The following is a 23,253-nucleotide window of genomic DNA, read 5'->3' as shown; positions in this document are numbered from 1 at the left end:
AGTGGGGACGCTTATTTGCCCTTGAAATAGGCGGCGGTGTCATAGGGGGTGAGGGCGGCGGCATCGGCCTTGGTCACCGGCGCCTGCGGGCGCGGGGTGATGCGGCTTTCCAGCGCGGCTTCATAGGGGGAGCAGGCGGCGAGCAGGGCGACGGCGGCAGCCGCGAGAACGATCTTCATTTTCTTCTCCGATGGTTCCGGTATCCGCCCGCATGGTATCGCGCCGGCGCGCCGGGATCAAACATCTATCCGGCCAGGGCGTATCCCAGGCCGCGCACGGTGACGATGGGGGCTTCGGTGTCGCCGTCGCGCATCTTGCGGCGCAGGCGGGCGACCAGGGTGTCGACGGTGTGGTCGCTGACCTGACGCGGGTCGCGGTTGCTGATGACGTCGAGCAGGAAATCGCGGCTGAGCGGCTGTGGGCGCTGGGCGGCCAGCGCGGCCAGGATGTTGAACTCGCCCGAGGTCAGTTCCAGCATCTGGCCGTTGGGGCGGAACAATTCGCGCCGGATCACATCCAGGGTCCAGCCGTCGAAGGTGAGGATGGACTCGCCCGACCGGCGCAGCACGTTGCGGACACGGGCCAGCAGCGTGCGCAGATTGACCGGCTTGATGATGTAATCGTCGCCACCGGCTTCCAGGCCATTGATCTCGTCCTCGTCGGCGTCGCGGCTGGTCAGAAAGATCAAGCCGCCGCGCTTGCCCAAATCCAACTCATGCGCCAGGGCGATGCCGTCGGCATCGGGCAGGTTGATGTCCAGGATGATCAGGGCCGGCTGGGACTTTTGCAAGGCGGCGCGCAACTGGGCGCCATTGGCGGCACGCAAGCATGAATACCCTTGCTGTTCCAGGTAGCCGGCAACCATTTCCAAGGATTCTGGGGCGTCTTCAACGACAAGAATGGTATCTGCGGTCATCAGATGCAGTCATGAATGAAGGGAAATTCAATTTTCGGGGCTTTTTGCGCAAAACTTCGCCTCGACCGACACAATGGCCTTTTGCAAGGCGGTCTGCAAGTCATGGCGCGCGCCTATATCCAATGCATTTCCTTGCATCACCTTTGCGGCGGCCGCGGCCAACGCGGTCATTTCCAGGCTGGCGGCGCTGCCCTTGATGCGGTGGGCCAAGGCCTGTAGGGATTCGCCATCGATACCGGCTTCCAGCGCCGTCAGGGCTTCACGGGCGCTGGCGACGAACAGGGTCAAGATCCTGGTCATATGGTCGGGGCCCAGCATTTCCTCGAGCCGGGTGGGGGCGGTGGTAAGGTCGGCGATGATGGCGGCCAGGGTGCCGTCGGTCATCTCCGTGGTCAGGGCGTGCAAGGGTGGCGGCAGGGGCAGCGTGGCGATGAAATCGCCCAAGGCGTCATGATCGGCGATGAAACCGCCCAAGGCGTCATGATCGCCTGGACTCAGTGTCAGCACGGCGTCGAAGGGGCGGGCGGCCAGCATGTTGGTGGCGATGGCGGGGGTGGCGGCGCTGAACACCCGGTGGCCCAGGCGCGACAGCCGGCGGCGAATGGCATCATCGTCCTCCCCCACCAACAGCAGATCGGCGCAAAGATCGGTGCCGGTGGCTTGGGCCATGGCGGCTTCCAGGGTACGGCGCTCCATGGGTTTGGCGATATGCCCGTCCATGCCGGCGGCGCGGCAGCGGGCGGCATCGCCGGGCAGGGCGTTGGCGGTCAGGGCGATGATCGGTACCGATCCGGCCCGTCCGGGCAGGGCGCGGATGCGGCGGGTGGCTTCCAGCCCGTCGATCTTGGGCATTTGCATATCCATCAAGATCAGGTCGAAACCACCGCGTGCCGCCATCTCCACCGCCTGGGCGCCGTCGACAGCGACGGTGACGTGGTGGCCGCCGCTTTCCAGCATGGCTTGGGCGACGTGCTGGTTGACCGGATTGTCCTCGGCCAGCAAGACGGTCAATGGCGTCAACGGCGCCATGGCGGGGGGCGATATCGTTCCCGCTTGCGGCGCCCGCGCCGGGGCGAAGTCGAGGCGGAAGAAGAAGCGGCTGCCTTTGCCGGGGGTGCTGTCGACGCCGATACTGCCGCCCAGGCCCTCGACCAGCCGTTTGCAGATCACCAGTCCCAGGCCGGTGCCGCCGAACTGCCGGCTGATCGAGGCATCGGCCTGGCTGAACGGCTGGAACAGGCGGGGATATTGGCTGTCATCGATGCCCGGCCCGGTATCGGTGACGGAAAATTCCACCCCGACCCGGTCGGGCGCGTCGTCCCGGCGGCGGGCGGTGATGGTGACGCCGCCGGCCTGGGTGAACTTGACGGCGTTGCCGATCAGGTTGAACAGAATCTGGCGCAACCGCCCGCCATCGCCGTCCAGCCAATCGGGGATGTCATGGGCGACATCCAAGGTCAGGGTCAGCCCCTTTTCCGCCGCCCGCACATCCATCAGGGCGATCACCCCAGCCAGCAACGGGCGCAGTTGAAAGGGGGCGTGATGGAACCGGAACGAGCCGGATTCCAATTTGGACAGGTCCAGGATGTCGTCCAGGATGGTCAGCAGGCCTTCGGCGGAATGGCAGGCGGTTTCCAGCCGGCTGCGGTCATTTTCGGCCAGCGGGCTTTCCAGAACCAGTCGGACCATGCCCAAGACGCCGTTCATGGGGGTACGGATTTCGTGGCTCATCACCGCCAGGAAGTCGGCCTTGGCCCGTGCCCCGGCCTCGGCCGCCTCTTTCGCCTGCATCAGATTGTGGTTGGTCTGGCGCTCGCGCTCGATATGCAGGTATTCCTCGCGCTGCATGCGCCCGGACTGGCTGCGGGCCAGACCGCCGACCACATAGGCGACGACGGTCAGCATGAAGATGATGCCCAGGTCCAAAAGCGCCTCGGGCTGGGGCCGCAACCCGCCCCAGAACAGCAGGCTGATGCCGGCGGCGAAGGCGCTGAGCAAGGCCGAGGCGCGGAAGCTGCCGGGCAGGAACATGAACAAGGTGATGGCGATCAGCGGCATCAGCGCGCCGCCGTGGCGCAGCAGCACCGGGTGATTGAAGATCAGGGCGTTCAGGGTGAAGAAGACATATTGGTGGACATAGGTCAGCGCCACCACCCGGCCATAGCTGGCCGGACGGGCCAGCGCGATCATGACGGCCAGGCACCACAGGGCGATCAGCAGACGGTCACCCAGGAAAAAGGCCAGGGTGTCGCCGTCCAGCATCATCACGTCCAGGGGCGCGAAGCCGATGCTGGTCATGGTGGTGGCCATGACGCACAGCCGGGCGCTGGCGCGGGCGCGGGACACCGAACCTTGGTTGAATCCCGCCTCCAAATGACCATCGGTGAATTCGCCGGTGGACGAAATGGTGGTCGTTCTGGCGGTCATGACGAAGTGGGCAAGGTGATGCGGCAAATCATGGCCGCAAGCCTCGACCAATCCGGCTTTATCGTCAAGGTACGGCGAAAACCACCACCCGACGGGCCCCCAGGCCGACCTGACGCCCCGGCTCCAGCCCCAGGCGGGCATGGGATTCGCGGTCGATCACCGCCTCGGCGTGGGCGCCGCCGGGCAGTTGCAGGTCAAGGCGCACCGTCGGCCCCAGCACTACCTGATGGCGGATCACCGCATCGTTGCCGTTGGGATCGACCTCGATCTCATGCGGGCGGATGAAGGCCTGGGCCGGTCCGTCGGCGATGCCGGGGGCCGCCACCTGCCAATGGGCCGCCTGGGCGATACCGTCCTTGACCCGGGCGTCGAGCCGGTTGGCATTGCCCAGAAACTGAAAGACGAAGGGCGTCGCCGGGTTGTCGTAGATGTCGGCGGGGGTGCCGATCTGCTCGATACGCCCCTTGCTCATCACCACCACTTCGTCGGCCAGTTCCAGCGCCTCTTCCTGGTCGTGGGTGACGAAAACCGATGTCAGCCCCATGTCGTCGTGCAATTGCCGAAGCCAGCGGCGCAAATCCTTGCGCACCTGGGCGTCGAGCGCGCCGAAGGGTTCGTCCAGCAGCAGCAGGCGCGGTTCCACCGCCAGGGCGCGGGCCAGGGCGACGCGCTGGCGCTGGCCACCCGACAATTGCGACGGATAACGCCCGGCCAGACCGGACAATTGCACCAGATCGAGCAGGCGGGCGACGCGGTCGTTGATCTCGGCCTTGCCGGGCTTGTCCGGGCCCTTGCGCACCTTGAGGCCGAAGGCGACGTTTTCGGCCACGCTCATGTGCCGGAACAAGGCGTAATGCTGAAAGACGAAGCCGACGCGGCGGTCGCGGGTCTTGAGCGACGACGCGTCCAGGCCGTTCAGATGGACGGCGCCGCCATCGGCGTGGTCGAGCCCGGCGAGGATGCGCAGCAGCGTGGTCTTGCCCGACCCCGACGGCCCCAGCAGCGCCACCAGCTTGCCCGGCGTGATGCGCAAGGAAATGTCGTCGAGGGCGTTGAAGCTGCCGAAGCGTTTGGACAGATGGTTGACTTCGATCATGGCGTCAATGCTTTCCCGAGGCGGCAAGTTCGTCGCGGTGCCACCATTCAAGCGTGGTCTTGGCGCCAAGGGTGACCAGGGCCAGAAGCGCGAGGAGCGAGGCGACGGCGAAGGCGCCGACGAAATCATATTCATTGTACAAGATCTCCACATGCAGGGGCATGGTGTTGGTCAGGCCGCGAATGTGGCCCGACACCACGGAAACGGCGCCGAACTCGCCCATGGCGCGGGCGTTGCAAAGCAACACTCCGTACAGCAATCCCCATTTGACGTTGGGCAGGGTGATGGCCCAAAAGGTGCGCAAGCCGCCGGCGCCCAGGGTCAGGGCGGCTTCCTCCTCGTCGCGGCCCTGTTCCTCCATCAGCGGGATCAACTCGCGGGCGACGAAGGGGAAGGTGACGAAGATGGTGGCCAGGACGATGCCGGGCACGGCGAAGACGATCTTGACGTCGTGTTCGATCAGCCACGGCCCCAGGGCGCTTTGGGCGCCGAACAACAGCACGTAGATCAGCCCCGAGATCACCGGCGACACCGAAAACGGCAGGTCGATGAACGAGATCAGCCAGGCCTTGCCAGGAAAGTCGAACTTGGCGATGGCCCAACTGGCCGCCAGGCCGAAGGCCAGATTGAGCGGCACGGCGATGCCCGCGACCAGCAGGGTCAGGCGGATCGAGGCCAAGGTGTCGTCGCCGCCCAGGGATCGCCAATAGGCATCGGCCCCCTTGCGCAAGGCCTCGGTCAGCACGGCGGCCAGGGGCAGCACCAGGAACAGGGCCAGGAAGGCGATGGCGACGGCGATCAGCAGCCAGCGGACAAGGACGGGGTCGCGGGTGGCGGCGCGGCTCATGACAATCCCCCCAGGCGTTGGCGGTTCCATTTTTGCAGCATGTTGATGGCCAGCAGCATGGCGAAGGACACCGCCAGCATCAGGCTGGCGATGGCGGTGGCGCCGACGTAATCGTATTGTTCCAGCTTGGTGACGATCAGCAACGGCGCGATCTCCGACACGCCGGGCAGATTGCCGGCGATGAAGATGATCGAGCCGTATTCGCCCACCGCACGGGCGAAGGCCAGCGAGATGCCGGTCAGAAGCGCCGGGGCAATGGACGGCAGGATGACGCGGACAAAGGTCTGCACCCGGCTGGCGCCCAGACAGGCGGCGGCTTCCTCCAATTCGGCGTCGACGTCCTGCAACACCGGTTCGACCGTGCGCACGACGAAGGGGACACCGATGAAGATCATGGCGATGATGGCGCCCAAGGGGGTGAAGGCGACCTTGAACGGCAGCAGACTGCCGATCCAGCCGTTGGGGGCGTAAAGCGCGGTCAGCGCGATGCCGGCGACGGCGGTGGGCAGGGCGAAGGGCAGGTCGATGAAGGCATCGATCACCTTGCGTCCGGGAAACGGATAGCGCACCAGCACCCAGGCCACCAGCAATCCGAAGATTCCGTTGACCAGGGCGGCGATGGCGGCACCGCCGAACGACAGTCGGAACGAGGCCAGCACGCGCGCATCGGTCAAGGTGCCCAGCCATTGCTGGGCGGTCATGCCGGCGGCTTTCAGGATCAAGGCGGCCAGCGGGATCAGCACCACCAGCGACAGATAGCCTATGGTCAATCCCAGGGTTAGCGAGAACCCTGGGATGACGCGAACGGTTTTGGCCGTCATGGTTGGTTTACTTCTTGGCCTGGATGCGGTCGAAGATGCCGCCATCGCCGAAATGTTCCTTCTGTGCCTTGCCCCAGCCGCCGAAGACGTCGTCGATGGTGAACAGCCGCACATTGGGGAAGTCGGAGGCGTACTTCTTGGCGATATCGGGATCGCGCGGACGATAGTGGTTCTTGGCGGCGATTTCCTGGCCCTCGGGTGAATAGAGGAACTTCAGGTAGGCCTCGGCCTGGGTGCGGGTGCCCCGACGGTCGACCACCTTGTCGACCACCGCCACCGGCGGCTCGGCCAGGATGGACAGGCTGGGGATGACGGTCTCGAAGCCGCCGCCGAATTCGCGGTTGGCCAGGATGGCTTCATTTTCCCACGACAGGAAGACGTCGCCGATGCCCCGTTGGGCGAAGGTGGTCAGCGAGCCGCGCGCGCCGGTATCGAGCACCGGAACGTTCTTGTAGATCTTGCCGACGAAATCTTCGGCCTTGGCCTGATCGTTGTTCCACTTGTTGAGGGCATAGCCCCAGGCGGCCAGATGGTTCCAGCGCGCGCCGCCCGAGGTCTTGGGATTGGGGGTGACGACCTGGACGTCGGAGCGGATCAGGTCGTCCCAATCCTTGATGTTCTTGGGATTGCCCTTGCGGACCAGGAAGACGATGGTCGAGGTGTAGGGCGACGAATTATAGGACAAACGCTTCTGCCAATCGGGCCCCAGCAGCTTGGCCTTTTCGGCGATGGCGTCGATGTCGTAGGCCAGCGCCAGGGTGACCACGTCGGCTTCCAGGCCGTCGATGACGCCGCGGGCCTGCTTGCCCGAGCCGCCATGCGACTGGTTGATCTTCAAATCCTCGCCGGTCTTGGCTTTCCACGACTTGACGAAAGCGGCGTTGAATTCCTGGTAAAGCTCGCGCGTCGGGTCATAGGACACGTTCAGCAAGGTCTTGGGCTCGGCCGCCTGGGCGCCGGGAATGGCCACCGCGATGGCGGCGGCGATGGCGGTGGCGGCAGCGGCGGCGATGGCGGCACGCTTGATGTCTTGGATCAGAAACCAGGTCATTTATTCGGCTCCTAAGATAGAAGTCTATCGGAAATTAGGTTTATCGGGCCGGAAAAAGGCGACGGGCGGTGCCGTCGCCGGTTTTCCTCAGCCCCAGGTGTCGGTGGTGATGGACTTGTACCAATCCCGGGCATAACGGGCTTCCAGGGCGCGGAACTGGGCATCGGCGTCCTTGGGGCTGACGCCGCCGGAACCGGGCACTTCTTCCAATCCCTTGTCGCCGACCCGGTACACGCCGGCGACGGTGATGCCGTAATCGGGGGCGATCAGCGAATAGCAGGTGTTGGCCCACGACGGTTCCAATTGCCCCTTGCCGTTCACGGCATTGACGATGGTGGCGGCCACCACCTTGCCGTGGGCGTTGGCGATGAAGCCCGATTTGGGCTGCGGAGCGGCGATGGTGGCGTCACCGACCACGTAAACGTCCTTGGCCTGCTTGGCCTCGAAGGTCTTGGCATCCACCGGCACCCAGCCCGACTTGTCCACCAGCCCGGCCACATGGGCGATGGCGCCGGCCTGTTGCGGCGGAATGACATTGGCCACCGCCACCTTGTGCTTGGTGCCGAATTCGCTTTCCAGCACGCGGGCGGCGGCGTCGACCTTGGTGATCTTGCCGTCCTTGGACAGCGGCACCCATTCGATCAGGCCGGGATACATCTTGGCCCAGGCATCCTGGAACAGGCCCTGCTTGGAAAAGCTGTCCTTGCCGTCAAGGATCAACAGCTTGGACTTGGGCTTTGTCGTCTTCAGGTAATGAGCGATCAGGCTGGCCCGCTCATAGGGGCCGGGCGGGCAGCGATAGGGGTTGGCCGGCACCGACAAGGCGACGACACCGCCATCTTCCAGGGCTTCGAGCTGACGGCGCAAGGTGATGGTCTGGGCCCCGGCCTTCCAGGCATGCGGCAGGATTTCCGCCGCCTTTTCGTCGTAGCCTTCGATGGCGTTCCATTTGAAATCGATTCCTGGGGCCACCACCAGCTTGTCATAGGACAATTGGCGCCCACCCTTCAGCGCCACGATCTTCTTCACCGTATCGACAGCGATGGCTTCATCGTGGATGACGTCCACGCCCCAGCGCTCGGACAGCGCATCATAGGAATGGGTGATGGTGGAAATATCCTGCAAGCCGCCGATGACGGCGTTGCTGAACGGGCAGGTGACGAAGCTTTTGGACCGTTCGACCAAGGTGACGTCGATGGCCGGGTCGAGGCGGCGGATATACTTGGCGGTGGTGGCGCCGCCGAAGCCGCCGCCGATGACCACGACGCGGGCCTTGGCCGGCGGACGGGCGGCGCAGGCGGATAGGCCGGTAAGGGCGGCGGCGCCGGCCAGCAGGCCGAAGGAGCGGCGGGAAAGACGGGTGGTCATGGTCGGGCGCTCCTTACTTGTCGCCGAAATGGGCGGCCAGCTGCGACAGCTGATCGTCGGAATAGCCCTTGGCCAGCCGGCCCATGACCGTCGAGGGCAGGGCGCCCGAGCGGAAGGCCTTCAACTGGTCGAGCAGGACCGAGGCGGGGCGACCCTTCAAGGCCGGAATGGCGCCGGCGCCGCTACCGTCGCTGCCATGGCACGACGCGCAGGGGCCGGCCAGGACGCTGCCCTGGTTGGGCAGTTGATCGGTGGCGGACGCGGGATGGGGGGCGGTGGCCAGCAGGCCGAGGGCGAGAATGAAGAATGGGCGCTTCATGGTCGATCCGTTCCGATGAATTTGTCTGCGATCAGGGTGCCCATGTGCTTAGTCCATGTCAACCATAAATCTATCATTTAGTAGATTACTGCGCTTTGTATGTGAAATGTGGAGTGGGTGGGCGACTTTTCGTGATGGTTGTAATGTCGTTCGACTAAGGCTTCCTTGCGTGCTAAATCCCTGGTCGTGTGATCAGTTGACCGGCATCCGGGGGAGAGGGTGGTGTCTGTTTGCGTGCGCGTTGCCGCTTGGGCGGCCTGGGATGGACATGCCGATGTCCTGGCCGTGGGCGGTATGGTGCCGCCCGCCCGCCCGGCTTTGCCGTCCCTGTTGCGCCGCCGCGTCTCGGCCATCGGGCGCAAAGCGCTGGAGGCCGCCTGGACGGTCCTGCCCACCGATGGCGAGCCGCGCCTGATCCTGGCCTCGCGCCATGGCGAATACGTCCGCACCTTCGATCTGCTCAATGCCCTGGCCGAAAGCGGCGAGGTGTCGCCGGCTGAATTCAGTCTGGCGGTGCATCATGCCCTGGCCGGGCTGCTGTCCATCGCCACCGGCAACCGCCAGGGCCACTCGGCGGTGGCCGCCGGCCCGGATTCTTTCGGCTATGGCCTGCTGGAAGCAGCCGGTTTCGTCGCCGAGCAGGCGGCACCCGCCCTGTTGCTTTATTTCGACGAGCCGTTGCCGTCCCTGTACACCGCCTTGGACGACGATGACGTCCCGGCGCCGGTGGCCCTGGCCGTGCTGCTGGTGCCGCCGGAATCGCCTGTGGCGCGGGTTGTCCATATGGATCTGCACCCCGGCACCGGGACTGCCGGCCAGTGCCTGGCGCGGTCGTTCCTGTCGGTGCTGGAGCAAGATATCGACGTCGCCGTCCAGGGTGGGCGTCATGCTTGGCGGTGGTCCCATGCGGCTTGATCCTGGCCAGCTGTGGCGCGGTTTCGGCACCGCCTTGTTCCTGTCGCTGATCGCCGTCGGCGGCACGCTGATGGCGGTGACGGTGTTTCCGGCCATCAATCTGGTCACCCGCTCCGCCGAGGCCCGGCAGCGCCGCATCCTTTACGCCATGCATCTGGCGTTTCGGCTTTATTGCGCTGCCATCAAGGTCTTGCGGGTGGCCGATATCGACATCAAGGGCGGCGAACGGCTGCGTCACCTGCAAGGCGCCCTGATCGTCGCCAATCACCCGTCGCTGCTGGATGTGGTGATGATCATCGCGGCGACGCCTAAGGTGCAATGCATCGTCAAGGCCGGGCTGTGGCGGCATCCGCTTTACCGCCTGACCGTGGGCGGCGCCGGCTTCATCCGCAACGATCTGGAGCCGGAAGACCTGGTCGCCGCCTGCACCCGCGACCTGCACGCAGGGCTCAACCTGATCATCTTCCCCGAAGGCACCCGCACCATCCCCGGCACCCGGCCCAAGCTGCAACGCGGCTTCGCCAATCTGGCCATCACCGCCGATTGTCCGGTGCAGGTGCTGACCATCACCTGCGACCCGCCGGTCCTGCACAAGGGCAATCCGTGGTGGCGGGTGCCGGAAAAGCGTTCGCGCTTTTGCCTGGAGGTGGGAGAATTGCTGGACATCGAACGTTTCACCGACGGCCATATCCGTTCGGTGGCGGCGCGGCGGCTGGTCGCTCATCTGGATAACTTCTACCTGGAAAAATTGGGTCATGGACACGCTGGAACAGCACTTGAAGACATTGATCGTCGATGCGTTGAAGTTGGAGGATCTCTCGCCTGACGACATCGACGCCGCCGAACCCCTGTTCGGCGATACCGGGTTGGGCCTTGATTCCATCGACGCGCTGGAACTGGGGGTGGCCATCCGCAAGACCTTCGGCATCAAGATCGACACGGTGACCGAGGACGTGCGTCACCACTTCGCCAGCATCGACAATCTGGCTGCCTTCATCCGTGCCCAGCAAGGGAACGCCCAGGAATGACCCGCGACGAAATTCAGACCTCTCTCGCCGGCTATCTGACCGAAATGTTCGAGGTGGCGCCGGAAAGCATCACCGCCGAGGCCCGCCTGTACGAGGATCTCGACCTGGACAGCATCGACGCAGTCGATCTGGTGGTGAAGTTGCAGGAATTGACCGGGCGCAAGATCAAGCCCGAGCAGTTCAAGACCGTCCGCACCGTCGGCGACGTGGTGGACCGCGTGCATGAACTGTTCAACGAATAAACGGGGCATGCTGGTCTCGGCCCTGTTGGCCGGGGCCGGCATGGCCTATCCGTTCGTCGTCCATGCCGTCATGGGGCGGGTACCGCCGGGGGCATTCGTCCTGCTGGTGCTGGTGTTGCTCGGCCTGCGCTTCATGGCGTTGCGCGGCACCGCCATCGCCCGCACCCTGGCGGTGCCGCTGGGGCTGGCCTTTACCGGCACCATCGTGTTGGGGCTGATGGACGCCCAGGTGGCCGCCTTGGCCTATCCGGTCATGATGAATTTGGCCTTCGCCGCCGCCTTCGGCTGGTCGTTGCGGGCGCCGCCATCGCTGGTCCAGGTCTTCGCCAGTATCACCGAGCCCGACCCGTCGCCGGTCGCCATCGCTTATATGCGGGTCGTGTCGCTGGTGTGGTGCGTGTTCCTGACCGTCAACGCCCTGATCGCCCTGGCCTTGGCCCTGTGGGCCGACAGGGGGCTATGGGCGCTTTATACCGGATTGATTTCCTATGGGCTGATGGGGTTGTTGTTCGCGGGGGAATGGCTGGTGCGCCAACGGGTGAAAAGGCGGGCGGCATGACGGCCTGCATTCCCCTGGCTGGCCCCCGTTCGGCTGATGCCGTCATCGCCCGTCATGATGGTCAAGCCATTGCCTGGGGCTGGGTGCTTCAGCATTCCGCCTCGCTGGCCGGGCGGTTGCGGGCCCAAGGGGTGACGCGGCTGGGGTTGTGGTGCGCCGACGGTCACCTGCTGCTGATCGGCCTGCTGGCGGCGGCGCGGGCCGGCTGCACCGTGGTGCTGCCGCCGGCGGATCAACCCGGTCTGCTGCACGATCTGTCGGGCGCCTGGGATGTGCTGGCCGGCGACGGCGCCGGCATGATGCCGGTCCTGGCCGAGGGCAGTGAGGCAATGACCGCCCCGATCGGCGACATCGTCATCGCGTTCTTCACCTCGGGCAGCACCGCCCAGCCCAAGCGGGTCGAGCGCCGGCTGGATCAATTGCAGGCCGAAGTGGCCGCCTTGCATGCCTTGTGGCCAGGGGTGGGCTGGGGCTTTCACCACGCCACCGTGCCGCATCAGCATATCTATGGGCTGGTGTTCAAGCTGTTGTGGCCGTTGCTGTGCGGGCGCGGCTTTTTCTCGTCTTCGCACCAGTACTGGGAAAGTGTAGAGGCCGAGATGCAAGACGGCGACGTGCTGATCTCGAGCCCGGCCCATCTCAGCCGTTTAGGTGGGCTGGGCGCCATGCCCAGGCCGGCGTTGCTGCTGTCGGCGGGGGCGGCCTTGCCTATGCGTGCAGCGGACGAGGCCGAAAGCGTGTTCGGCTTGCGCCCCATGGAAGTGTTCGGCAGCACCGAGACCGGGGCCATCGCCGCCCGCCCTGCCGTGGCCAGTGCGCCATGGTCGGTCCTGCCGGGCAATGTGGTCACCGCCGATGCCGATGGATTGCTGATGCTGACCTCACCGTGGGGGGCGGGCGTTCACACCGGGGCCGATGCGGTGGACATCTTGCCCGATGGCCGCTTTCACCTGTTGGGTCGCGCCGACCGGGTGGTCAAGATCGAAGGCAAGCGGATCGGGGTGGCGGCGGTGGAAGCCGCCTTGCGCACCCTACCGCAGGTGGCCGATGCCGTGGTCATCAAGGTCAATGCCGGGCGCGACCAACTGGCGGCGGCGGTGGTGCTCAGCCTTCTGGGCCGGGCCGAGCTGGCGCAATGGGGTGCCTTCCGTTTTGGCCGGCGCTTGCGGGCCGGGTTGGCCGGACAACTGGAACCCATGGCGCGCCCGCGTCTGTGGCGCTTCGTCGATGAAGTGCCGTGCAACGCCATGGGCAAGCGCACCGAAAGCGCGGTGGCCGCCTTGTTTGACGTGGGGGCATCATGATCGAACCGACCCTGATCAACAGCCGCGCCATGGATGGCGGTATCGCGCTGGATTTGTACCTGGACCCGGATTTGCTGTGGTTTCAGGGCCATTTTCCCCATTTGCCGCTGCTGCCCGGGGTGGTGCAACTGGATTGGGCCTTGCTGTTGGCCGGGCGCCATCTGGGGCTTGCCGCCCAATACACCGACCGCTTTCAGGTCAAGTACAAGGCAGGGCTTTTCCCCGGCGATCAGGTGACCTTGGTGTTGCGCCACGACCGGGCCAAGGGGCGGTTGGGCTTTGAATACCGCCGTGACGGCGCCCTTTGTTCCAACGGTTCGCTGGCGGTGGCGTCATGACCGGCTTCAACCCTTGCGCCCTGGTGCCCAGCCGCAATCATCATCTGGCCTTGCCGCAAGTGGTGGCCGGCTTGCGCGCCTTGGGCCTGCCGGTACTGATCGTCGATGACGGCAGCGACGAGACAGCCGCCGCCGCCATCGCGGCCTTGCATGACCCGGATGGCGGCGTCATCGTCCACCGGCGCCCTTTCAACGGCGGCAAGGGGGCGGCGGTGAGCGATGGTTTCCGGCTGCTGCATGCCCAGGGGTTCAGCCATGCGGTGCAGGTGGATGCCGACGGCCAGCATGATCTGGCGGCGTTGCCAGCGCTGCTGGAGCAGGCCCGCGCCCATCCGACAGCATTGGTCAGCGGCGCCCCGATTTATGATGACAGCATGCCCAGGGCGCGGCGCATCGGTCGCTGGTTCACCCATGTCTGGGTGTTCGTCGAAACCCTGTCGCTGCGCATCACCGACAGCATGTGCGGCTTTCGCGTCTATCCGCTGGCGCCGTGCCTGGATTTGCTGGCGCGTGAAAAAGTGGGCGCGCGCATGGATTTCGACACCGATATCATGGTGCGGCTGTTCTGGCGCGGCATCGCTCCGATCATGGTGCCGGTGCGGGTGACCTATCCGCCCGGCAATACCTCGAATTTCGACATCTGGCGCGACAATCTGCGCATTTCCTGGATGCATACCAGGCTGGTGCTGACCATGCTGGCCCGCCTGCCGTCCATCCTGCGCCATCGTCCACCGGCCATCGGCACGGCACCGTCCCATTGGGCCGGTCTGGCCGAACGCGGCGCCGCCTGGGGCTTGTGGCTGACCGCCTGGGTTTACGCCCATCTGGGCCGTGGCGCCTGTCTGGCCCTGTTGGCCCCGGTGGTCGGCTATTTTCACCTGACCGGGGCCGAGCAACGTCTGGCCTCGCGCCAATTTTTGGGCCGGGTGCTGAAGCGTCAGCCCCGGGCCTGGGACTGTTATCGCCATGCCCTGGATTTCGCCATCCGCGCCGTCGATACCATCGCCGCCTGGTCGGGGCGGCTGCCCGCCGAAGCCTTGCGGGTGGAAAACCCCGACACCCTGGCCGCCGCCGCAGCCGAGCCTAAGGGCGCGGTGTTGGTGGTGTGCCATCACGGCAATGCCGAGCTGGCCCGCGCCCTGATGGACCCGGCGCTTCGCGGGCGCCTGACCGTGCTGGTCCATACCCGCCACGCCGAGAACTTCAACGCCGTGCTGCGCCGCTTCAACCCCGAGGCGGCCCTGCGGCTGATCCAGGTCACCGACCTTGGCCCCGATACCGCCATCGCCTTGCAGGAACGGGTGGAGCGGGGCGAATGGATCGCCATCGCCGGCGACCGCGTGCCGGTGCTGTCGCAAGGCCGGGTGGTCGAGGCCGCGTTCCTGGGCGAGACGGCGGAATTCTCGGTTGGGCCATGGGTTCTGGCGGCTTTGCTGGAATGTCCGGTGCATCTGCTGTTTTGCCGCCGCACCGGGGCAGGTGAGTGGTCCATGGTGCTGGAACGCTTCGCCGACCGGGTGGAACTGCCGCGCGGGCGGCGGGCGGAAGCCTTGCGGCAACTGGTCCAGGCCTATGCGGCGCGGCTGGAAAGCCAGTGCCGGCGTGATCCCTATCAATGGTACAACTTCTTCGATTTCTGGGCGCAGGGGGCGCGACGCGGTGATCTCGGCTGAAACCACCTTGAAGGTGCAATTCTACGACCTCGACCCCATGCAGGTGGTCTGGCACGGCAATTATGCCCGTTTTCTCGAGCAAGCGCGCTGCGCCCTGCTCGACAAGATCGGCTATAATTACACGGAAATGGCCCAGTCCGGCTATATGTGGCCCATCGTCGACATGCGGCTGAAATACGTGCGTCCGGCCCGGTTCGGCCAGGAATTGCGGGTGATCGCCAGCTTGCGCGAATACGAAAACCGCTTGCGCATCGAGTATCGGGTGTTGGATCACGCCAGCGGCGAGACCCTGACCAAGGCCGAGACCATTCAGGTGGCGGTGTTGGCCGAAACCATGGAATTGTGCCTGGAATCGCCTGCGGCCTTGACCGACCGGGTCCGGGGGCTGCTGTGATCCGTCTGCTCGCCCTTTTCGCCCTGCTGTGGCCGTTATCAGTACAGGCTGACCCCGTCAGCCTGAAACCGGGAGAAATCCTGCGCGGTCATTTCACCCAGGAACGCTTTTTGGCCGGTTTCGCCCAGCCTGTGCGCTCCGAGGGGCGCTTCGTCCTCGCCCCTGGTCAAGGGTTGATCTGGCAGGGCGACAAGCCCTTCGCCGTCCTTACCGTCATCACTCCGGCGGGCATGGCGCAAAGTCTGGGCGGCAAGGAAACCATGCGGCTGTCGGCGACCAAGGCGCCGTTTCTGGCCCGTCTGCACGAGGTGATGGCCGGGGCCATGGCCGGCGATTGGCGGGCGTTGGAAGGCGAGTTCGTGGTCAGCCGCCAGGGCGACGCCGTCACCTTGGTGCCGCGCCGCGCCGATATGGCCCAGCCGATCAAAGCCATCCGCGCCCGCATCGGCGCCTTCGTCGACGAGGTCGAGGTGGAAAAGCCCGACGGCGACCGCGACCATCTGGTGTTCAGCCGCCAAAGCATCGATCCGGGGCCGTTGACGGCGGATGAAGCCGCGGCCTTCGCCGGTCTGCGATGAAACAGCGCCTGTTCGCCCTGCTCTGGCTGGCTGTGGTGCTGGCCGCTGGCATCCATGTGGGCCTGACCGCGTGGCGCGGTCTGCCGCTGCAAAGCGACCTGCTGGCCCTGCTGCCGGCAGAGGAACGCCAACCCATGGTGCAGCGGGCCAAGGACCACATGGCCGCCCAGGTGTCGGGCCGGGTCGCTGTCCTGGCTGGTCACGCCGACCCGGCGGCCGCCTTCGGTGCCGCCCAAACCCTGCGTGACAGCCTGATGGGGCAAGGCCTGCTGGCCGATGCCGGCGACGTGCCATCGGCCCAGGCCTTGCGCCAATTGGGCGGGCTTTACCATCCGCACCGGGCCGGATTGCTGGCGCCCGCCGACCGTCAGGCGCTGGTGGACGGCAATCCCCAGGCCTTGGCCGACCGCACCTTGTCCCAGGTGTTCGGCATCGGCGGCATGGCCGATGCCCGCTTGCTGACCAATGATCCGTTTCTGCTGCTGCCGGCCTTCATGACATCGTTGCCGGTGCCGGCCAGCCGGTTGACGCTGGTTGACGGTTGGCCCAGCGTCACCACCGACGGCATCACCTGGGTACTGGTCAGTGGTCGGCTGACCGGTCGGGCCTATGGCCTGTCCGACCAACAGGCCTTTGTCGATGGCTACGCCAAGGCCGCCCAACTGGCGGCAGCGCAGGCGCCGGGCCTGCGTCTGCTGCGGCTGGGGGCGGTGTTCTATGCCCAGGCCGGGGCGGCCCAGGCCATGGCCGAAACCTCGTTCATCGGTGTGATCTCGACCATCGGCACCGTGCTGCTGCTGCTTGTGGTGTTCCGCTCGCTGTCGCCGTTGCTGCTGAGTTTGCTGGCCATCGCCTCGGGCCTGCTGGTGGCGGTGTCGGCGACCTTGCTGGTCTTCGGCTTCCTGCACGTTACCGCCGCTATTTTCGGTGCCAGCCTGATCGGGATCACCGTCGATTACAGCCTGCATTACTTCGCCCGCCTCTTCGCCGAGGGTGAGCCGCACCAGCGGCTGCGCCATGTGGGTACCGGTCTGATCCTGGGCCTGCTGACCACCTTGATCGGCTATGGCGCCATGGCCCTGGCGCCGTTACCGGGCCTGCGTCAGGTGGCGGCGTTTTCCGGTTTTGGTCTGATCGCCGCCTTTGCCGCCGTCGTTTTGTGGTTTCCGCTGCTCGATCGCTCGCGCTGCCGCCCGCTGCCGCCGCTGCTTGGTCGTCTGGGGCGTGGTTTTTGGGCTCTGTGGGACAACCAGGGACGCCGGTTGCTGCTGCTGGGGCTGGTGGCCCTGGCCCTGTTGGGGGCCGCCCGCTTGCGGGTTGACGACGATGTGCGCCGGCAACAGGCGCTGGACCCGGCGCTGGCCGCCGAACAGGCGCAATTGCAGGCCATGGCCGGCTTTGCCGGGGCGGGGCAATTCTATCTGGTCCGTGCTGGCGACACCCAGACGGCGCTGCGCCAGGAAGAAGCCCTGGGCGAGCGGCTGGCGGAGTTGCGCCGGCAAGGCGCGCTGGCCGATTGGCGCTCGCCCGCCCGTTTCGTCCCCTCGGTCCAGCGGCAGGTCGACAACATCCGGTTGACGGGGCAGCATCTGGACGGGGCACCCTTGGCCGAGCTGTCCGCCGCCATCGGTCTGCCCATGGCCTTGGCCCCGGTGGCGTCGGAGATGCTGGAATTGGAGCAGGTGATGGCCACCGGGGCCATGCCGGTGCTGTCGGGGCTGGTGCTGGCGCCGGGAATGCATCTGGTCGCGCTCGACAATGCCACCGATCTGGCCAAGTTGCGCGACGCCGCCAATGGTCTGGACGGAATCAGCTTCATCGATCCGGTCGCCGATATGGGGACTTTGCTGGGCCAGTACCGCCAGCGGGCCTTGTGGCTGTTGGCCATATCCCTGGTGCTGATGCTGCCCTTGCTGATGTGGCGCTATGGCGTCACGGGCGGATTGTGGGTGATGGTGCCGCCCCTGGCCGCAATCTTGCTGACCCCGCTTTTGCTGGCGCTGGTTGGTCAGCCCTTTACCTTTTTCGCCGCCATGGCTTTGATTCTGGTGGCCTCGGTCGGTGTCGATTATGCCGTTTTTTGCGCCGAAAGCGGCCAGGGCCGCGATCCGCTGACCATCCTGGCCACCTTGCTGGCGACGCTGACCACGGTTTTGTCCTTCGGCCTGTTGGCCTTCAGCGGCGTGCAGGGCGTGCGCTCGTTCGGCGCCGTCATGCTGACCGGTATCGTGCTGTCGGCCTTGCTGGCGCCCCTGGCCGGGCGGGTACGGCCAAAACGCGCATGCAATTGGCAGGCTCACCATGATTGATGTATATGCTGCCCCCATCATGGTGCGCCATCTCCTTTCCCTGATCCTGGTCGGCCTGTTGGCCGCCTGTAGCCTGCAGCCGCCTGCGGGCGGGCCGGTGGTCCTTGCCCCCCAGGTCAGCCTGCGCCTGCCCGATCCGGCCTCGCTGGGCGAAACCGTCGAGGCGGCACAATTGGTCACCGCCAGTCACGGCGGCGACGGCTTCACCTTTGAAGGACGGTTGTCGGTGAATGCGGACCGCCTGATCCTGGTGACCACCGACGGTATGGGCCGGCGGGCCATGACCATCCGTTGGGGCAACGGATCGCTTGAGGTGGACAAGGCGTCGTGGCTGCCCGCCAGCCTGCCGCCGCCGGCCAACATGCTGGCCGACATCATGCTGATGTATTGGCCGGTGGAGGTGTTGCGCACCCATGTGGACGGCGCCTCGGTCGAGGCGGACGGCACCAGCCGGTCCTTGCGCCGCGATGGCGCCGTAATGGTCGAGATCAGCGGCGATGCCGATCCGTGGAATGGCAGCGTCACCTTGCACAACCGGGTGTGGGAGTACCGCATCCACGTCGTTTCCAGCCGGTTGCCGTCATGAGCGCGCTCCTGTACCTGCCGGCCATGGCGGTGGCCACCTGTCTGGGCCTGGGCAAGGAGTCCAATATGCGTGGCCTGCTGGCCGGCGACCGGGGCGGCCTGATCCAGCGGGCCGGCGATCCGGTGCCGCTGGGGCATCTGCCGGAAGAGCCAAATCAGCCGGGCGACAGCCGCAACAACCGGCTGCTGGCTTGGTTGCTGGCGGAAATGGCCGAACCCTTGGCCAAGGCCATCGCCCGTTATGGCCGCGACCGCATCGCCGTGGTGGTGGGCACCAGCACCTCGGGCATCGCCGAGGGCGAAGCGGCGCTGGCCCGTCGGCTGAACACCGGATCGTGGCCCGACGGTTTCCATTACAGCCAGCAGGAAACCGGCAGCGCCGCCAGTTTCATCGCCGACAATCTGGGGCTGACCGGACCGGCCTATGTGGTCGGCACCGCCTGTTCGTCCAGCGCCAAGGTGTTCGCCTCGGCCCGGCGGCTGATCCGTCAGGGGCTGGCCGATGCCGCCATTGTCGGCGGCGCCGATACCTTGTGCGGCCTGACGGTCGCCGGCTTTTCCGCCCTGGGGGCGGTGTCGCCGCAACCGTGTTTGCCGTTTTCCGCCCAGCGGCGCGGCATCACCATCGGCGAGGGCGGGGCGCTGTTCCTGCTGAGCCCCGATCCAGCGGAAATCGCCCTTTTGGGTGTGGGCGAACGATCCGATGCCCATCACCTCAGCGCCCCCGAACCTGACGGGCGCGGCGCGCGGGAAACCATGGAAGCGGCCTTGGCCGATGCCGGGCTGCGCCCTGACCAGATCGCCTATGTCAACCTGCACGGCACCGCCACCCAACTGAACGACGCCATGGAGGCGCGCGCCGTCAACGCATTGTTCGGCCCGCATGTTCCGTGCAGTTCGACCAAGGCGTTGACCGGTCACACCCTGGGCGCCGCCGGGGCGGTGGAAGCCGCCTTGCTGTGGCTGACCCTGTCGTCCGGGTGGAACCCAGCGGGCCTGTTGCCGCCCCAGGCCGGCGACGGCAGCCTGGATCCGGAGATGCCGCCCATCCATCTGGTGCAAGGCGGTGAAACCCTGCCGGCCATCGGGCCGGTGGCCGGGCTCAGTTCGTCCTTCGCCTTTGGCGGCAGCAATTGCGCCCTGGTGCTGGGGCGGACGTCATGACCGCATGGACCATGACCGACCTGTTGCCGCATCGCCCGCCCATGGTGCTGGTCGACCGCTTGCTGTCCTTCGACCAGGACAATGCCCATGTGCAGGCCGACATCCGGCCCGACCATCCGTTCCTGCGGCCCCAGGGGGTTGCCGCCCATGTGGGCATGGAGATGATGGCCCAGGCCTGCGGCGTCCATGTGGGGGCCTTGGCCCGGCAGGCGGGCACGGGCGTGCGCCTGGGTTTCCTGCTCGGCACCCGGTCCTATGTGGCACATCTGTCCTGGTTTCCGCCCGGCGCGGTGCTGGATGTGCTGGTGCATCGGGTGTTCAACGATGACGGCATGGGCGTCTATGACTGCCGCATCCTGCTGGCGGGGGCCGAGGCCGCCGCCGCGCAGTTAAGTCTGTATCAACCGCCGGACCAGGAAACGGCCTTGGCGCGCTTAAGGGGGGAACATGGCTGACACCATTCTGGTGACCGGGGCCAGTAAGGGCATCGGTGCGGCAATCGCCGAGCGGCTGGGCCGCGACGGCTTCAATGTCGTCGTCCATTATCATTCCGACCGTGACGGCGCCGCCCGGGTCGCCGATGCCATCGGCACCCAGGCGCGGCTGTTGCAGTTCGACATCGCCGACCGCGACGGCACCAAGGCCAAGCTGGAAGCCGACATGGCCGAACACGGCGCCTATTGGGGCGTGGTGCTCAATGCCGGCATCGCCCGCGACGCGGCCTTTCCGGCCATGACCGACGACGATTGGGACGATGTGCTGGGGACCAACATGGACGGGTTCTACAACGTGTTGCGGCCCGTGGTCATGCCCATGGTGCAGGCGCGAAGGGGCGGGCGCATCGTCACCTTGTCGTCGGTGTCGGGGCTGGTGGGCAATCGCGGTCAGGTCAATTATTCCGCCGCCAAGGCCGGCATCATCGGCGCCACCAAGGCCTTGGCGCTGGAACTGGCCAAACGCTCCATCACCGTCAATTGCGTCGCTCCCGGCGTGGTCGAGACCCAGATGGTCGCCGATCTGCCCATGGACGAGGTGTTGAAGATGGTACCCATGCGCCGCTTGGGCAAACCGGCCGAGGTGGCGGGGGTGGTATCGTTCCTGTGCTCCGCCGATGCTGGCTATGTCACCCGGCAGGTGATTTCCGTCAATGGGGGGATGGTGTGATGCGCCGCGTCGCCGTCACCGGCATGGCCGGCATCACCGCCTTGGGCCACGACTGGCCGACCATCAAGGCGGCCATGGCCCAGGGCCGGACCGGCATCCGTGACATGCGGCCCCAATGGGACCGCTTTGAAAGCGTCAATACCCGTCTGGCGGCACCGGTTCTGGATTTCGCCACCCCCGCCCATTGGCCGCGCAAGAAGGCCCGCACCATGGGCCGGGTCGCCACCATGGCGGTGTCGGCGTCGGAACGGGCCTTGGATCATGCCGGATTGCTGGGCGCCCCGGTGCTGACCAGCGGGCGGGCGGGGGCGGCCTATGGCTCGTCGTTCGGTTCGCCCGATTCGGTGCTGGGATTCTTTGAATTGAAGATGAGCGGGGTGTCGCGCCATCTGAACGCCACCACCTATATCCAGATGATGAGCCATTCCGCCCTGGTCAATATCGGCCTGTTCTTCGGCCTGACCGGGCGGATGATCCCGTCATCCAGCGCCTGCACCTCGGGCAGTCAGGCCATCGGTTATGCCGCCGAGGCCATCCGCTGGGGCAAAGCCGAGGTGATGATCGCCGGCGGGGCCGAGGAACTGGACATCACCGACGCCGCCGTTTTCGATACCTTGTTCGCCACCTCTGTGCGCAACGACACGCCCGAGGCGACCCCGCGTCCATTCGACCGTGACCGTGACGGCTTGGTGATCGGCGAGGGCGCCGGCACCCTGATCTTGGAGGAATGGGAGCACGCCCGCGCCCGTGGTGCCGAGATTTATGCCGAAGTGGTCGGCTTCGGCACCAATTCCGACGGCAACCATGTGACCCAGCCGCAGGCCTCGACCATGGAGCAGGCCTTGCGCATGGCCTTGGACGATGCCGGGTTGAGTCCCGCCGATATCGGTTTCGTCAGCGGCCACGGCACCGCCACCGAATGGGGCGACATCGCCGAAAGTCAGGCGACGGCGGCTTTGTTCGGCGACAGCGTGCCGGTGCATTCGCTGAAAAGCTATTTCGGCCATTCGCTCGGCGCCTGCGGCGGCATCGAGGCCTGGTTGGGCATCGAGATGATGCGTGACGGCTGGTTTTGCCCCATCGCCAATCTGGACAATGTCGACCCGCGTTGCGCCGCGCTCGATTACGTGCGCGGCCAGCCGCGCCTGACCAAACCCCGCTATCTGATGAGCAACAACTTTGCCTTCGGCGGCATCAACACCTCGCTGATCCTGGCCGCCAGTACGCCCTAATCCCAAGGCGCCGAGCCGAAGGCGGTTTGTAGAAAGTCCAGGAACACCCTGACCTTGGCCGACAGATGGCGGCCATGGGGATAGGCGCCGTACAGGGCGCTGTCCTGGGGGACGTACTGATCCAGCACCGATACCAGGGTGCCGGCGCGCAGATCGGCGCCGATGAAGAAGCTGGGCAGATAGACGAAGCCCAGCCCGGCCAGGGCCATGGTGCGCAGCGCCTCGCCATTGCCGGCGCGGAACCGACACGATACGCGAACGGTTTCCAACCCATTATCGGCGGTAAGGAAACGCCATTCCGACGATCCCATTTCCAGGTGCCCCAAACAGGCATGGTGAGCCAGATCGGCGGGGCGTTGCGGGTGTCCGCAGCGGGCCAGATAGGCCGGACTGGCGCACAACACCCGGCGGATCGGGGTGATGCGGCGGACGATCAGGCTGGAATCAGCCAGCCGACCGATGCGTACGGCGACGTCGAAACCTTCCTCCACCAGATCGACGAAACGGTCGGTCAAAGCCAGATCCATTTCCAATTCCGGGCATGATTCGAGAAAGCGGGGCAGGGCCGGAGTCAGATGCAGCACCCCGAACGACATGGGCGCGCTGATGCGCAGCTTGCCGCGCGGCATGGATTGCAACTGGCCGATTTCCGCCGATGCTTCGGCCAGATCGGCCAGGATGCGTTGGGCGCGCTGATAATAGGCTTGGCCAGCCTCGGTGGTGGACAGCTTACGGGTGGTGCGTTGCAGTAGCCGCGCCCCCAATTGCGCTTCCAACTGGGCCACCTGGCGGCTGATCAGCGATTTCGACTGGCCCAGGCGGCGGGCGGCCTGGGTGAAACCGCCGCATTCCACGGTCTGGACAAAGGCGGTCAGGGCGGCGAACTGGTCCATCATTGTCCTGTTTCATGCAACGATATGTCA

At 66.0% G+C, this 23,253-nt stretch carries 26 protein-coding genes; 16 read left to right on the top strand and 10 right to left on the bottom strand.

Features of this window, described 5'->3' with window-relative positions; translation table 11 throughout:
* Positions 1–11 precede the first annotated feature (11 nt).
* The 9 genes from MGMSRV2_RS21390 to MGMSRV2_RS06200 form a co-directional block, all read right to left on the bottom strand.
* Positions 12–179: a hypothetical protein gene (locus tag MGMSRV2_RS21390; RefSeq protein WP_024079510.1), complete on the bottom strand. Its 168-nt coding sequence runs from the start codon at positions 177–179 to the stop codon at positions 12–14.
* A 65-nt stretch (positions 180–244) separates the two neighbouring features.
* Entirely contained in the window at positions 245–916 is a 672-nt protein-coding gene (locus MGMSRV2_RS06235) for a response regulator transcription factor (protein ID WP_024079509.1), read from the bottom strand.
* A 27-nt stretch (positions 917–943) separates the two neighbouring features.
* Positions 944–3,394 (bottom strand): ATP-binding protein, encoded by a 2,451-nt coding sequence (locus MGMSRV2_RS06230; protein WP_024079508.1) that lies wholly within the window; start codon positions 3,392–3,394, stop codon positions 944–946.
* A gap of 13 nt (positions 3,395–3,407) precedes the next feature.
* Positions 3,408–4,439 carry a sulfate/molybdate ABC transporter ATP-binding protein gene (locus tag MGMSRV2_RS06225; protein WP_041633484.1) on the bottom strand — a complete coding sequence of 344 codons (1,032 nt, stop codon included), beginning with the start codon at positions 4,437–4,439 and terminating at the stop codon, positions 3,408–3,410.
* A 4-nt stretch (positions 4,440–4,443) separates the two neighbouring features.
* The gene (gene cysW, locus MGMSRV2_RS06220; protein WP_024079506.1) at positions 4,444–5,286 is read right to left on the bottom strand and encodes a sulfate ABC transporter permease subunit CysW; all 843 of its coding nucleotides are present in this window, start codon (positions 5,284–5,286) and stop codon (positions 4,444–4,446) included.
* Positions 5,283–6,107, bottom strand: coding sequence for a sulfate ABC transporter permease subunit CysT (gene cysT, locus MGMSRV2_RS06215; RefSeq protein ID WP_024079505.1), 825 nt, complete (start codon positions 6,105–6,107; stop codon positions 5,283–5,285). The genes cysW and cysT overlap by 4 nt, the downstream gene beginning before the upstream one ends.
* 7 nt (positions 6,108–6,114) lie before the next feature.
* Positions 6,115–7,158: a sulfate ABC transporter substrate-binding protein gene (locus MGMSRV2_RS06210; RefSeq protein ID WP_024079504.1), complete on the bottom strand. Its 1,044-nt coding sequence runs from the start codon at positions 7,156–7,158 to the stop codon at positions 6,115–6,117.
* A gap of 87 nt (positions 7,159–7,245) precedes the next feature.
* Positions 7,246–8,526 (bottom strand): NAD(P)/FAD-dependent oxidoreductase, encoded by a 1,281-nt coding sequence (locus tag MGMSRV2_RS06205; RefSeq protein WP_024079503.1) that lies wholly within the window; start codon positions 8,524–8,526, stop codon positions 7,246–7,248.
* 13 nt (positions 8,527–8,539) lie between these two features.
* Positions 8,540–8,845, bottom strand: coding sequence for a c-type cytochrome (locus MGMSRV2_RS06200; protein ID WP_024079502.1), 306 nt, complete (start codon positions 8,843–8,845; stop codon positions 8,540–8,542).
* A 234-nt stretch (positions 8,846–9,079) separates the two neighbouring features.
* Here MGMSRV2_RS06200 and MGMSRV2_RS06195 point away from each other — a divergent pair, with 234 nt between their 5' ends.
* Genes MGMSRV2_RS06195 through MGMSRV2_RS06120 form a run of 16 tightly spaced genes read left to right on the top strand, consistent with a single transcriptional unit; the run spans position 9,080 to position 22,330 of the window.
* Positions 9,080–9,760, top strand: coding sequence for a beta-ketoacyl synthase chain length factor (locus MGMSRV2_RS06195; protein ID WP_052588882.1), 681 nt, complete (start codon positions 9,080–9,082; stop codon positions 9,758–9,760).
* A complete protein-coding gene (locus MGMSRV2_RS06190) occupies positions 9,750–10,586 on the top strand; it encodes a lysophospholipid acyltransferase family protein (protein WP_024079500.1) in 837 nt (278 codons plus the stop codon). Before MGMSRV2_RS06195 ends, MGMSRV2_RS06190 begins: the two co-directional genes overlap by 11 nt.
* A complete protein-coding gene (locus MGMSRV2_RS06185; RefSeq protein ID WP_234016346.1) occupies positions 10,537–10,788 on the top strand; it encodes a phosphopantetheine-binding protein in 252 nt (83 codons plus the stop codon). Before MGMSRV2_RS06190 ends, MGMSRV2_RS06185 begins: the two co-directional genes overlap by 50 nt.
* Positions 10,785–11,030, top strand: a complete 246-nt coding sequence (locus tag MGMSRV2_RS06180) for an acyl carrier protein (RefSeq protein WP_024079498.1) — start codon at positions 10,785–10,787, stop codon at positions 11,028–11,030. The genes MGMSRV2_RS06185 and MGMSRV2_RS06180 overlap by 4 nt, the downstream gene beginning before the upstream one ends.
* A 7-nt stretch (positions 11,031–11,037) precedes the next feature.
* The gene (locus MGMSRV2_RS06175) at positions 11,038–11,589 is read left to right on the top strand and encodes a COG4648 family protein (RefSeq protein ID WP_052588881.1); all 552 of its coding nucleotides are present in this window, start codon (positions 11,038–11,040) and stop codon (positions 11,587–11,589) included.
* Positions 11,586–12,893, top strand: coding sequence for an AMP-binding protein (locus MGMSRV2_RS06170; RefSeq protein WP_024079496.1), 1,308 nt, complete (start codon positions 11,586–11,588; stop codon positions 12,891–12,893). The genes MGMSRV2_RS06175 and MGMSRV2_RS06170 overlap by 4 nt, the downstream gene beginning before the upstream one ends.
* Positions 12,890–13,231, top strand: a complete 342-nt coding sequence (locus MGMSRV2_RS06165) for a 3-hydroxyacyl-ACP dehydratase FabZ family protein (protein ID WP_024079495.1) — start codon at positions 12,890–12,892, stop codon at positions 13,229–13,231. The genes MGMSRV2_RS06170 and MGMSRV2_RS06165 overlap by 4 nt, the downstream gene beginning before the upstream one ends.
* The gene (locus tag MGMSRV2_RS06160; RefSeq protein ID WP_024079494.1) at positions 13,228–14,904 is read left to right on the top strand and encodes a glycosyltransferase family 2 protein; all 1,677 of its coding nucleotides are present in this window, start codon (positions 13,228–13,230) and stop codon (positions 14,902–14,904) included. The genes MGMSRV2_RS06165 and MGMSRV2_RS06160 overlap by 4 nt, the downstream gene beginning before the upstream one ends.
* Positions 14,891–15,298: an acyl-CoA thioesterase gene (locus MGMSRV2_RS06155; protein ID WP_024079493.1), complete on the top strand. Its 408-nt coding sequence runs from the start codon at positions 14,891–14,893 to the stop codon at positions 15,296–15,298. Before MGMSRV2_RS06160 ends, MGMSRV2_RS06155 begins: the two co-directional genes overlap by 14 nt.
* On the top strand, positions 15,295–15,876 hold the full coding sequence (locus tag MGMSRV2_RS06150) for a LolA family protein (protein ID WP_024079492.1): 582 nt from the start codon (positions 15,295–15,297) through the stop codon (positions 15,874–15,876). The genes MGMSRV2_RS06155 and MGMSRV2_RS06150 overlap by 4 nt, the downstream gene beginning before the upstream one ends.
* Complete coding sequence (locus MGMSRV2_RS22155) at positions 15,873–18,185, top strand: MMPL family transporter (RefSeq protein ID WP_024079491.1); 2,313 nt, start codon at positions 15,873–15,875, stop codon at positions 18,183–18,185. The genes MGMSRV2_RS06150 and MGMSRV2_RS22155 overlap by 4 nt, the downstream gene beginning before the upstream one ends.
* On the top strand, positions 18,178–18,771 hold the full coding sequence (locus tag MGMSRV2_RS06140) for a DUF3261 domain-containing protein (protein ID WP_024079490.1): 594 nt from the start codon (positions 18,178–18,180) through the stop codon (positions 18,769–18,771). The genes MGMSRV2_RS22155 and MGMSRV2_RS06140 overlap by 8 nt, the downstream gene beginning before the upstream one ends.
* The gene (locus tag MGMSRV2_RS06135; RefSeq protein WP_024079489.1) at positions 18,768–19,934 is read left to right on the top strand and encodes a beta-ketoacyl-ACP synthase; all 1,167 of its coding nucleotides are present in this window, start codon (positions 18,768–18,770) and stop codon (positions 19,932–19,934) included. The genes MGMSRV2_RS06140 and MGMSRV2_RS06135 overlap by 4 nt, the downstream gene beginning before the upstream one ends.
* Positions 19,931–20,389, top strand: a complete 459-nt coding sequence (locus tag MGMSRV2_RS06130; protein ID WP_024079488.1) for a hotdog family protein — start codon at positions 19,931–19,933, stop codon at positions 20,387–20,389. Before MGMSRV2_RS06135 ends, MGMSRV2_RS06130 begins: the two co-directional genes overlap by 4 nt.
* Complete coding sequence (locus MGMSRV2_RS06125; protein ID WP_024079487.1) at positions 20,382–21,098, top strand: 3-ketoacyl-ACP reductase FabG2; 717 nt, start codon at positions 20,382–20,384, stop codon at positions 21,096–21,098. Before MGMSRV2_RS06130 ends, MGMSRV2_RS06125 begins: the two co-directional genes overlap by 8 nt.
* Positions 21,098–22,330: a beta-ketoacyl-ACP synthase gene (locus MGMSRV2_RS06120; RefSeq protein WP_024079486.1), complete on the top strand. Its 1,233-nt coding sequence runs from the start codon at positions 21,098–21,100 to the stop codon at positions 22,328–22,330. Before MGMSRV2_RS06125 ends, MGMSRV2_RS06120 begins: the two co-directional genes overlap by 1 nt.
* Here MGMSRV2_RS06120 and MGMSRV2_RS06115 read toward each other — a convergent pair.
* Entirely contained in the window at positions 22,327–23,226 is a 900-nt protein-coding gene (locus MGMSRV2_RS06115; protein WP_024079485.1) for a LysR family transcriptional regulator, read from the bottom strand. The genes MGMSRV2_RS06120 and MGMSRV2_RS06115 overlap by 4 nt on opposite strands.
* Positions 23,227–23,253: the final 27 nt, after the last annotated feature.

Source organism: Magnetospirillum gryphiswaldense MSR-1 v2, from assembly GCF_000513295.1.
GTDB classification, from domain to species: Bacteria; Pseudomonadota; Alphaproteobacteria; order Rhodospirillales; family Magnetospirillaceae; genus Magnetospirillum; species Magnetospirillum gryphiswaldense.
This window is presented reverse-complemented; position numbering and strand designations above follow the sequence as displayed.

What these genes read in the sequence shown, in the direction of transcription:
- MGMSRV2_RS21390 (WP_024079510.1), bottom strand. Translation starts at nt 179, where the DNA reads ATGAAGATCGTTCTCGCGGCTGCCGCCGTCGCCCTGCTCGCCGCCTGC.
- MGMSRV2_RS06235 (WP_024079509.1), bottom strand. Translation starts at nt 916, where the DNA reads ATGACCGCAGATACCATTCTTGTCGTTGAAGACGCCCCAGAATCCTTG.
- MGMSRV2_RS06225 (WP_041633484.1), bottom strand. Translation starts at nt 4,439, where the DNA reads ATGATCGAAGTCAACCATCTGTCCAAACGCTTCGGCAGCTTCAACGCC.
- cysW (WP_024079506.1), bottom strand. Translation starts at nt 5,286, where the DNA reads ATGAGCCGCGCCGCCACCCGCGACCCCGTCCTTGTCCGCTGGCTGCTG.
- cysT (WP_024079505.1), bottom strand. Translation starts at nt 6,107, where the DNA reads ATGACGGCCAAAACCGTTCGCGTCATCCCAGGGTTCTCGCTAACCCTG.
- MGMSRV2_RS06210 (WP_024079504.1), bottom strand. Translation starts at nt 7,158, where the DNA reads ATGACCTGGTTTCTGATCCAAGACATCAAGCGTGCCGCCATCGCCGCC.
- MGMSRV2_RS06205 (WP_024079503.1), bottom strand. Translation starts at nt 8,526, where the DNA reads ATGACCACCCGTCTTTCCCGCCGCTCCTTCGGCCTGCTGGCCGGCGCC.
- MGMSRV2_RS06200 (WP_024079502.1), bottom strand. Translation starts at nt 8,845, where the DNA reads ATGAAGCGCCCATTCTTCATTCTCGCCCTCGGCCTGCTGGCCACCGCC.
- MGMSRV2_RS06190 (WP_024079500.1), top strand. Translation starts at nt 9,750, where the DNA reads ATGCGGCTTGATCCTGGCCAGCTGTGGCGCGGTTTCGGCACCGCCTTG.
- MGMSRV2_RS06180 (WP_024079498.1), top strand. Translation starts at nt 10,785, where the DNA reads ATGACCCGCGACGAAATTCAGACCTCTCTCGCCGGCTATCTGACCGAA.
- MGMSRV2_RS06175 (WP_052588881.1), top strand. Translation starts at nt 11,038, where the DNA reads ATGCTGGTCTCGGCCCTGTTGGCCGGGGCCGGCATGGCCTATCCGTTC.
- MGMSRV2_RS06170 (WP_024079496.1), top strand. Translation starts at nt 11,586, where the DNA reads ATGACGGCCTGCATTCCCCTGGCTGGCCCCCGTTCGGCTGATGCCGTC.
- MGMSRV2_RS06165 (WP_024079495.1), top strand. Translation starts at nt 12,890, where the DNA reads ATGATCGAACCGACCCTGATCAACAGCCGCGCCATGGATGGCGGTATC.
- MGMSRV2_RS06160 (WP_024079494.1), top strand. Translation starts at nt 13,228, where the DNA reads ATGACCGGCTTCAACCCTTGCGCCCTGGTGCCCAGCCGCAATCATCAT.
- MGMSRV2_RS22155 (WP_024079491.1), top strand. Translation starts at nt 15,873, where the DNA reads ATGAAACAGCGCCTGTTCGCCCTGCTCTGGCTGGCTGTGGTGCTGGCC.
- MGMSRV2_RS06140 (WP_024079490.1), top strand. Translation starts at nt 18,178, where the DNA reads ATGATTGATGTATATGCTGCCCCCATCATGGTGCGCCATCTCCTTTCC.
- MGMSRV2_RS06135 (WP_024079489.1), top strand. Translation starts at nt 18,768, where the DNA reads ATGAGCGCGCTCCTGTACCTGCCGGCCATGGCGGTGGCCACCTGTCTG.
- MGMSRV2_RS06130 (WP_024079488.1), top strand. Translation starts at nt 19,931, where the DNA reads ATGACCGCATGGACCATGACCGACCTGTTGCCGCATCGCCCGCCCATG.
- MGMSRV2_RS06125 (WP_024079487.1), top strand. Translation starts at nt 20,382, where the DNA reads ATGGCTGACACCATTCTGGTGACCGGGGCCAGTAAGGGCATCGGTGCG.
- MGMSRV2_RS06120 (WP_024079486.1), top strand. Translation starts at nt 21,098, where the DNA reads ATGCGCCGCGTCGCCGTCACCGGCATGGCCGGCATCACCGCCTTGGGC.
- MGMSRV2_RS06115 (WP_024079485.1), bottom strand. Translation starts at nt 23,226, where the DNA reads ATGATGGACCAGTTCGCCGCCCTGACCGCCTTTGTCCAGACCGTGGAA.